At 68.8% G+C, this 6,416-nt stretch carries 5 protein-coding genes; 4 read left to right on the top strand and 1 reads right to left on the bottom strand.

Annotation, left to right across the window (positions count from 1 at the left end; genetic code table 11):
• Positions 1-1,286, top strand: a 1,286-nt coding sequence (locus BGO22_RS18660) for an efflux transporter outer membrane subunit (RefSeq protein ID WP_286852192.1), incomplete at its 5' end; no start/stop codon positions are given.
• Positions 1,287-1,325: 39 nt separating this feature from the next.
• Here BGO22_RS18660 and BGO22_RS18655 read toward each other — a convergent pair.
• Positions 1,326-3,212: a hypothetical protein gene (locus BGO22_RS18655; protein ID WP_286852190.1), complete on the bottom strand. Its 1,887-nt coding sequence runs from the start codon at positions 3,210-3,212 to the stop codon at positions 1,326-1,328.
• A 303-nt stretch (positions 3,213-3,515) separates the two neighbouring features.
• Between BGO22_RS18655 and BGO22_RS18650 the strand changes: the two genes are divergently transcribed.
• The 3 genes from BGO22_RS18650 to BGO22_RS18640 form a co-directional block, all read left to right on the top strand.
• Positions 3,516-4,817, top strand: a complete 1,302-nt coding sequence (locus tag BGO22_RS18650) for an FAD-binding protein (protein ID WP_286852187.1) — start codon at positions 3,516-3,518, stop codon at positions 4,815-4,817.
• Between the two features lie 53 nt (positions 4,818-4,870).
• On the top strand, positions 4,871-5,611 hold the full coding sequence (locus tag BGO22_RS18645; RefSeq protein ID WP_286852185.1) for an SDR family oxidoreductase: 741 nt from the start codon (positions 4,871-4,873) through the stop codon (positions 5,609-5,611).
• An 85-nt stretch (positions 5,612-5,696) separates the two neighbouring features.
• Positions 5,697-6,416 (top strand): LysR substrate-binding domain-containing protein (locus BGO22_RS18640; RefSeq protein ID WP_286852184.1); only part of this gene is annotated, 720 nt, incomplete at its 3' end.

Genomic DNA, 6,416 nt, shown 5'->3' with positions numbered 1-6,416 from the left:
CCGAGGCCGCGCCGGCCGGGCCGCGCGAGCCCATCGCCCCCGAGTGGTGGCGCGCCTACGGCGACCCCGAACTCGACGCCCTGTTGCGCCGCGTGGCCGAGGCCAATCCCGAGCTCGCGCAGGCCGAGGCGCGCTGGCGCCAGGCCCTGTCGCAGGTGGACGCGGCGCGCGCGCTGGCGCTGCCGCGGCTCGGCGCGGGCGCGTCGGTCACGCGCAGCGGCGGCGGTGCCACCAGCAGCGGCGCCAGCGCCGGCACGCGCCGCCTCTACGACGCCGGCCTGGATCTGTCGTGGACGCCCGACCTCTGGGGCCGCGTCGCGCGCGAGCGCGAGGCCGCCGCGGCCGGCGCCGACGCCCAGGCCGCGCTGCTGGACGCCGGGCGCCTGGCCTTGCAACTGGCCGCCGCGCAAGGCTACGTTCGCCTGCGCGCGCTCGACGCCCAGTTGGCGCTGCAGGCCGAGGCCGATATCGCCTACACGCGCTCGCTGCAGATCACGCGCCTGCAGTACGAGGCCGGCCTGGTCGCGCGCGCCGACGTCATCCAGGCCGACACGCAGCTGCAATCCCTGCGCACGCAGGCCTTCACCCTCCAGCGCCAGCGCGCGCTCGAGGCCAATGCGCTCGCGCTGCTGGCCGGTGCCACGCCCACGGACTTTCCCGTGGCGGCGCGGGAAGGCGCCTTGCCCGCCGTGCCGCCGGTGCCCGCCGCGCTGCCCGCCGAGCTGCTGCGCCGCCGCCCCGACCTGGCCGCCGCCGAGCGCCAACTCGCCGCCGCGCACGCGCGCCTCGGCATCGCGCAGACGGCCTGGCTGCCGGACCTCACGCTCTCGGCCAGCGCCGGCTGGCAGGCGTCGAGCTTCGCCCGCTGGCTCGACACGCCCTCGCGCGTGTGGTCGCTGGGCCCGCGCCTCGCGGCCACGCTGTTCGACGGCGGTGCGCGCCGCGCCAATGAGGCCCTGTTCACCGCCGCCTACGACGAGCAGGCCGCGGCCTGGCGCGCGGGCGTGCTCGCCGCCGTGCGCGAGACCGAGGACGCGCTCGCGCAGCTCGCCACCCTGGCCGAGCAGGAGCGCCAGCAGGCGCGTCTGGTGGAACTGGCCAACGAGAACGAGCGCGTGGTCGGCTACCGCTACGAGGCCGGCGAGATCAGCTTCCTGGAGGTGGCCACCGCGCAGAACCTGGCGCTGTCGGCGCGCCGTGCCGCACTGGACGTGCGGGCCCAGCGGCTGGCGGCGAGCATGGCCTTGGTGGCGGCGCTGGGGGGCGGCTGGCAGCCGCCGCCGTGAGTGCCCATGCCGTGCGGCAGGGCCGCGTCAGGCCAGCTGTCATGGGCCCGTCGGGGGTGCCGAATCCCAGGACCGCACGCACAGCTTGACCGACAGCTCCGGGTCAAACCAAGGGATGGGACCGCCGGGCGCCTGGATCGACAGGCCGAGGACCCGGTCTTCCGGGCGGCTCTCGGCATTGAAGAAGCGCGCCGCCGCTTCGGTGGAGACCAAGGCGGGTGACAACAGGAAGCCGGTCTGGCCCGCCTCGCGCAGGTACCGGAAGTCGGCACTTCCCGTCGGGGTGGCCATCGTCATGCGAAGAGCGGGGGGGCCGGTCAGCACGCCCAGGACCCGCCCGAGCCAGGTGCTGGCGACCTCGATCTCGGCCCAGACCGCTTGATCCGGACCCACCCAGGGAACCAGCACGGGCTGATCGAATTCCACGTCGGACGTGCGGCACACCTCGGACTGGGCCAGCGGCGACGCACGGCGCGTCAACAGCAGGGCGTTCGGTGCCTGCCGGTCCAGCCGGTAGTGCCGGCGGTAGGCACCCAGGGTGAGCGGATCTTCCAGCGCGGCGTAGCGGCCATCGATGGGCTCGACGCTGAACACCACCGACCGCGGCGCCTGCGGGCTGGCGAGGAAGTCCGCGTTGCGCTCGGACATATGGCGGCTGGTCGCGAAATAGGACTGAAAGGCGGGCCGCGTGGCGATCGGCAACCCGGACGCGTACGCCAGACTGAACTCGAAGGGGAAGATATCGATGGGGCCTTCGACATCAGCAAACGGAATGGCCGAGCGCGCCTGCGCGACCGCCATCGCCTGGCGGCGGCCCAGTTCGGCGTTCAGTAGGGTCTCGTAGCCGGGGTCCATCACGCGGCGGATGCGGTCCTCCACGGTGTGGACATACCCATTGATGAACCCTCCCTGGTACAGCGATGCCGTGATGTAGGTGACCAGCGAGGCCGCTGCAACGGCCACTGCCCCGATCACGCGCCGCTGGTTGCGGGTCATGCGGTCGACGCTGGGACTCCAGAGTTGGACCAGGCATACGAAGGCCAGCGCGAGAAACGCGTTGCCGGGGTGGGCGCCATGCCGAACAAAGCCCATCTTGTAGGCGACCAGCAGATACCCCAGCGTGAGGAGGCCCAGCACTGTGCTGGCGGCATGGGTCATGCGCAGGGTCGTCGCGACCAGGACCGCCGCGCCAACGATGAAGGCACCGTGCAGTGCAAACGGCGCGGGCAGTCCCATATCCGCGTTGTAGGCCAGCGAGACATCCACATAGCCGCGCACAAAGTCGGCGAAGCCTGAGACCTGCTGGCCGGACAGCCAGAACAGCAAGACCAGAGACAAGCCGAAACACACGGGGACGACGGGCCTGTAGTCCCGCACGCTGAAGCGGTAGAGGCTCGCCAGGGCAATGGCGGGCACGGTGAAGAACAGGGCATTCGCCTTCACCAGGCAGGCAAACGCCGCGCCGAATGCGAGCAGAACGGACAGCGCGAGTTGCGCCGAATGACCTGGCTGCCTGCGGCACTCATGGTGACACAGCAGCAGGGCCGGCAGAAGCAGGTACACATCCCGCCACATCAGCAGGTGCAGGGTCAGGCCACACCAGGCCAGCAGGGCCCAGGCACTCCGGATGCGCAGTACCGAGAAACAAGCAATGCCCAGGATCAGCAGGTAGACGGCCCGGTAGAGCAGCTTCTCCTGATGGGATGACACGGAGTAAACGGCCGATTCAATGAAGGACAAAGGTCCGTAGTTGAATAGGATCTGGCTTCCGTGTTGAAGCCGGTTCTCGTGGGCGTACACCAGCATCGCATGCCAGGACAGATCGAGCCCGCGCATGGACGGTGCATAGATCACATCGAGCAAATAGGCCAAAACGAACAGCGTTCCAAACACCGGCACGGCGAAAGAGAATATTCGGGCTTTCATTTCATCGTGCTGTCGATCGATCGCTGACTAATGTTTGAAAAGCCCGCGTGAGTTTTCTGTGCCAGCGATTGGGCTGGGCGGCGCGCATGGTAGCATCGGCCGAATGCCTCTACGCCACCTCCCAATTGCAATGCTATTTCGAGACATCTGGCGTCAATGCATTTCCCCTGACATCTGTTCGAGTCCATTCATGCAATGTGTTGGTGATGGCCTCATCCGGGCCTTCGGCCGCGCCATGGCAGTCGGGTCGGAGAGGCGCGCCGCCTGGCTGAACCACGAATGCGTTGTGGCCGGGGCAGCCTGATGGAGTTGCACGGCTGGGGTCGCTATCCGAGGCAGGAAGCCCGGGTGGTCGAGCCCTTGTCGAGACAGCAGTGCCTGCGTGCGGTGCCCGACGCCCTGCCACTCATTGCGCGCGGACGGGGCCGCAGCTACGGCGACAGCGCGCTGGGACCACGGGTTCTTTCAACACGCTACCTGGATCAGCTTCATGCCTTTGATCCGGAGACGGGTTTGCTGTCCTGCGCCGCGGGCACTTCGCTGGACGACATTCTGCGAACCTTTGTCCCCCGTGGCTGGTTCCTGCCGGTCATGCCCGGCACACGCTTCATCACCGTGGGCGGTGCCATTGCCAGTGACGTTCATGGAAAGAACCACCACCGCGATGGCACGTTCAGCGCGCATGTGGCGTCCCTTCAGATTCTTTTGGGGAATGGGGAGTGTGTCGGTGCTTCCCCATCGGACAAGGCCGAGCTGTTCCACGCCACCTGTGGCGGGATGGGGCTGACCGGCGTCATCGTGTCCGCCGTGTTGCGGCTCAAGCGAATCGCCGCCAGCGATGTCCTGGAGACACGGATCAAGGCACCCAGCCTCGACGCCGTGCTCGAGGCATTTGATGCGCATGCCGCAAGCGCCTACTCGGTCGCCTGGATCGACTGCATGGCGCGCGGCGCCAGCCTGGGGGGCTCCATTCTGGTGACGGCTGAGCCGTGCGCTGATGGCCCGCTGGTGGCCCGGCAGGTCAAGGCCCCTGGCGTTCCCGTTGAAATGCCTTCGGGCCTGCTCAATCGCTCGGTGGCCAGGGCGTTCAATGCCACGTATTACCGGCGGGCACGCGCGCGGGCGCAAACGAAACGAAAGCCGTTCGAGTCATTCTTTGCGCCATTGGATGCGATGGCCGGGTGGAGTGGCTGGTATGGCCGACCGGGATTCCTGCAGTACCAGTTGGTGCTGCCCAAGGCGGCGGGCGCAACCGGATTGCGGGACATACTCCAACGCATTGGCCAGTCCGAACGGGGCGCCTTCCTCGCCGTCCTGAAACTGTTTGGCGACGCGAACGCCAATCCGTTGAGCTTTCCCATGAAGGGGTACTCGCTGGCGGTGGATTTCAAGGCGGAAGGGCCCGTCTTCGAACTGCTCGACGGCTTGGACGGCATCGTCACCGCGCTCGGCGGGCGACTCTATCTCGCCAAGGACGCTCGGATGAGCGAAGCCACGTTCAAGGTGGGGTACCCCCGGTGGCAGGCGTTCGAGGAGGTACGCGCACGCTGGCACGCCCATGGCAAATTCATGTCGGCCCAGTCCCGCCGGCTGGGTCTGGCCTGAGCGATGCGCCCGGCCCCGCAACGCCCTGCACGTTCATCCCCAGTCCTCGAAACATGAGCAGGATCTTGATCATCGGTGCGACATCGGCCATAGCGAAGGCGACCGCGCGCCTGTGGGCGTGCGAAGGCCATGCGCTCTACCTGGTCGGGCGCGACGTGGACCATCTGCACGAGGTCGCGGACGATCTGAGGGTCCGTGGCGCTCGATCGGTCGCCTGTGCTGCCCTGGACGTGAACGACCTGGCACGGCATGCCGAGGTGATCGACGCCGCCGCCGGCGCGCTGGGGGGGCTCGACGTGGCCCTCATCGCCCACGGCACGCTGGGGGATCAAAAGGCCTGTGAGCAAGACGTCCGGATCGCGCTCCAGGAACTGAACACCAACGCCATCAGCGTCATCTCACTGCTCACGCACCTGGCCAACCGGTTCGAAGCGCAACGGCACGGCTCGATGGTCGTTCTCGGTTCGGTGGCCGGCGAACGTGGCCGGCAGTCCAACTACGTGTACGGCACCGCGAAAAGCGCGGTGGCGACGTTCCTGCAAGGCGTGCGCAACCGCTTGCACCCGTCCGGCGTCCAGGTGCTGACGATCAAGCCTGGGTTCGTGGACACGCCGATGACGGCCGCCTTTGACAAGAAGGGGCCGCTTTGGAGTCCCCCGGACGCCATCGCCCGTGCCATTCTCCGCGGGGTGGCCAGGCGACGCGATGTCGTTTACGCGCCGTGGTACTGGTGGGGCGTGATGCTGGTTATCCGATCGATTCCCGAGCGCCTCTTCAAAAGACTGTCGCTCTGAGCCGTCCAGCCGGTGCCTCCCCGACAATGCGCGGCGTGGTGACCGCTGCCTGTGGCCTGGCCAGCGGCGCCCGCGAGAGGCACCCATGGAACTGAGGCAACTGCGCTACTTCGTCCGCATCGTCGAGCTCGGCGCCATGAGCCGCGCGGCGGCGGAACTCGACATGGTCCAGTCCGCGCTGAGCCAGCAGATCAGCCGGCTGGAAAGCGAGCTCAGCACGCGTCTGCTGCAGCGCACGCCGCGCGGCGTGTTGCCCACCGAGGCCGGCATGGCCTTCTTCCGCGAGGCCAAGCTCACCCTGCGCCACGCCGAGCAGGCCGCGCGCGCCGCGCAGGCCGCGCGCCTGTCGGGCTCCGTCAGCGTGGGCCTGGCGCCCACCACGGCGGCCGTGCTGGGCCTGCCGCTGATGCAGGCCATGCGCGAGCGCTACCCCGACGTGCGCCTGCACCTGGTGGAGGGCATGTCCGGCCATCTCGCGGCCCAGCTCAAAGCGCGCGAGCTCGACCTCGCCGTGCTGTTCGATCCGCGCGCGGGACAAGGTGGCCCCGTGCCGGGGGACCGCTTGATGGACCGCCAGCCCCTGTTCACCGAGGACATCTTCCTCGTCACGCAGGCCAGGCGGCGGCGACGCAAGCGCCTGGCGCTCGCCGACCTCGGCGACGAGCCCCTGATCCTGCCCACGCACCCGCACGGCCTTCGCCTGACGCTCGACGCCGCCTTCGCGCGTGCCGGCATCCGCCCCCAGGTGGTGATGGAGGTGGACTCCTTGTCCATGGTGATGGCCGCCGTGGACGCCGGCCTGGGC

Origin of the sequence: Hydrogenophaga sp. 70-12, from assembly GCF_001897365.1 — a bacterium.
Taxonomy (GTDB): Bacteria; Pseudomonadota; Gammaproteobacteria; order Burkholderiales; family Burkholderiaceae_C; genus Hydrogenophaga; species Hydrogenophaga borbori.
This window is presented reverse-complemented; position numbering and strand designations above follow the sequence as displayed.

Bases quoted from the DNA above. Each gene is read 5' to 3' on its own strand.
- BGO22_RS18650 (WP_286852187.1), top strand. From the start codon at position 3,516: ATGGAGTTGCACGGCTGGGGTCGCTATCCGAGGCAGGAAGCCCGGGTG.
- BGO22_RS18645 (WP_286852185.1), top strand. From the start codon at position 4,871: ATGAGCAGGATCTTGATCATCGGTGCGACATCGGCCATAGCGAAGGCG.
- BGO22_RS18655 (WP_286852190.1), bottom strand. From the start codon at position 3,212: ATGAAAGCCCGAATATTCTCTTTCGCCGTGCCGGTGTTTGGAACGCTG.